The sequence below is a fragment of the Kitasatospora sp. NPDC007106 genome (genome assembly GCF_040634455.1).
Taxonomy (GTDB): Bacteria; Actinomycetota; Actinomycetes; order Streptomycetales; family Streptomycetaceae; genus Kitasatospora; species Kitasatospora arboriphila.
Genome location: NZ_JBEYFP010000889.1, coordinates 1 through 2301 on the forward strand (window position 1 = coordinate 1; position 2301 = coordinate 2301).

The following is a 2301-nucleotide window of genomic DNA, read 5'->3' on the forward strand; positions in this document are numbered from 1 at the left end:
GTTACTCGGCGTGGCGCGAGGATTCGAGGTGGTCGCCCGGGACGTCGTCGAGGCCGGCGGAGAGGTCCTCGGCGAGGAGGAGCGGGTGGGCGTGGGCGTGGGGGTCGTGTAGTGCGTGGGCGTGGGGGTGCGCGTGGGAGCCGGGGTCGTGTAGCCGGTGGGCCTCGAGGTCGCGGTCGGGGCCGGGGTCGACGGCGGGGTCTCGGACCCGGCGGTGGACTCCGCGGGGGTGGCCGGCGAGGACGAGGCCGCCGGCGGCACCTCCACGTTGCCGTCCGACCCCTGGGTGGCGACCGCGACGCCGACGGCGATGGCCGCCACCACGAGCCCGGCCAGCAGGGCGATGTAGCGGGGCTTTCGCCACCAGGGCGGCCCCGGCTCGTCGCCGGATTCGCCGATCACCGTCCGCGGGGGCTCCGCGGGCGGCCCGGGAGGCGGGCCGCCCGCGATGGTCGGCGGCTCCGGCGGCCCGGGCGGGTACGAGCCCTGTCCGGACTGCGGCCTTGGCCCCTGCCCGGACGGCGGCGGCCCGCCCTCCCCGGGACCCGACAGCGGCCCGGTGGGCGGGCCGGACGGCTCGGACGATCCTGACGGCGGCTGCGAACTCACGGGGCCTTCCCTCCGGCGACTCGACCCCCTGCCCAAATCTGCGGCCCGTCCCGGTGCCGCCGCAACCCGGCTCGCCGAACGGACCGGCCGGCTGTGGGCCGGCGACCGGCGCGGGGGGACTCACGCGAGGCGGCGGGTGCAGCGCAGCGGGTGCAGCGCAGCGGCACCGTCACCCCTGCTGCGCGCAGCCCTCCGTGCCCCGAAGGGCCTCAGTGGCTGTTGTGTTTCCGGGCTTGAGGACTGAGTTTCCGCTGTTCAGGCATGGGGTCGGCGGTTTCGGAGAGTGGTGAGGTGTCGAGTGGTCGTTCTGGTGGAGGTCGGGGATGCCGTCGATCGTGGGGCTGTTGGAACAGCGTGAGCTGACTGCTCGCCGTCGTGTGGACGGTCTGCGGGAGGAGGCCGACCGGATCCAGGCCGAGCTGGTCGTGGCCGAGCGGGAGTGGAACGAGTGGGTCATCGCCCGTTCGCGCGTCGGCGAGGTGCTGTCCCTGGGCGAAGGCCACGCGGTCGGCACGGACGCCGCCGAGGAGCCGTCGGATCGCGGTGGACCGCCCGCGCTGCCTGCGTCTTCGGAGGCGGCGAAGCCGAAGTCGGTGGTGCCGATGTGGGGGCGGGCCTGGCCCGGTCGGCACTGTCGGCGGACTACCAGCGCATCGTGCAGGTTCTCGCGGACCGGGGCCGTCTCGGTCAAGGTCCGCTGACCTGCCAGAAGATGGCCGGCTGCTTCGGCCTGGACCCGGTGCCTGCGAAGATCGAGGCACTGCGGTCGAAGGCGAAGCGGCTGACAGCGCGGGGGTGGCTGGCCGAGCCGGTGCCGGGCCGGTTCACACTCGCGAAGGCCGTGACTGGGCAAGGCGCCGGGTCATGAGCATCGTCGCCGACCAGTAGACCACCGCCTCCGCGCTGCCGGTGGACCGCTCGAAGTCCCGCACCAGGCGGCGGCTTCGCATCAGGTGGGCGAAGAACCGCTCCACGAGCCACCGCTTGGGCAGCACGACGAAGCCGCGCATGTCGTCACTGCGCTTGACGATGGCGAGGACCAGGGCGAGGACGGCGAGGCAGTACTCGACGAGGTTGCCGGTGTAGCCGCCGTCGGCCCAGACCAGGGCCAGCCGGTGGTGCGCGGCGGCGACCCGGGCGAGCAGAGCATGGGCGGCGGCGCGGTCGCCGATGTCCGCCGAGGTGACCAGCACCCCCAGCAGCAGGCCGAGCGTGTCGACCACGACGTGCCGTTTGCGTCCGTTGATCAGCTTGCCGCCGTCGAAGCCGCGGCTGTCGTGGCCGACGACAGCGTCCGCCTTGACGGACTGCGAGTCGATCACGCCCGCGCTCGGCTCCGGGTCCCGCCCGGCCTGCTCGCGGACCCTGCGACGGAGCCGGTCGTGGAACTCACGGACCAGACCGTGGTCGCGCCAGCGGCGGAAGCAGGCGTAGACCCGGTCCCACGGCGGGAAGTCGGCCGGCATGGCCCGCCACTTCGTTCCGTTGTCGACGAGGTAGCGGATCGCGTCCAGTATCGCGCGGTGGCAGTAGGCCTCCGGCTGCCCGCCCCGGCCGCGTAGCCAGGCCGGCACCGGCAGAACCGGCCGCACCACCGCCCACTCCGCGTCGGACATGTCCGTCGGATAGCGGCGCTCGCGCACCCCGTGGCCGGCCGCGTTCCCGAACCGGTGCCCCAGGCAGTCACACTGA

General features: G+C 74.1%; 2 protein-coding genes and 1 pseudogene. 2 read left to right on the plus strand and 1 reads right to left on the minus strand.

The features are described from left to right. Positions 1-157 precede the first annotated feature (157 nt). The gene (locus ABZ641_RS33670; RefSeq protein WP_359988075.1) at positions 158-349 is read left to right on the plus strand and encodes a hypothetical protein; all 192 of its coding nucleotides are present in this window, start codon (positions 158-160) and stop codon (positions 347-349) included. Between the two features lie 583 nt (positions 350-932). Further along, positions 933-1477 (plus strand): annotated as a pseudogene (locus ABZ641_RS33675) (hypothetical protein). Here ABZ641_RS33675 and ABZ641_RS33680 read toward each other — a convergent pair. Then, on the minus strand, positions 1434-2301 hold an 868-nt coding region (locus ABZ641_RS33680; RefSeq protein ID WP_359988077.1), incomplete at its 5' end, for an IS5 family transposase. The pseudogene ABZ641_RS33675 and the gene ABZ641_RS33680 sit on opposite strands and share 44 nt — an antisense overlap.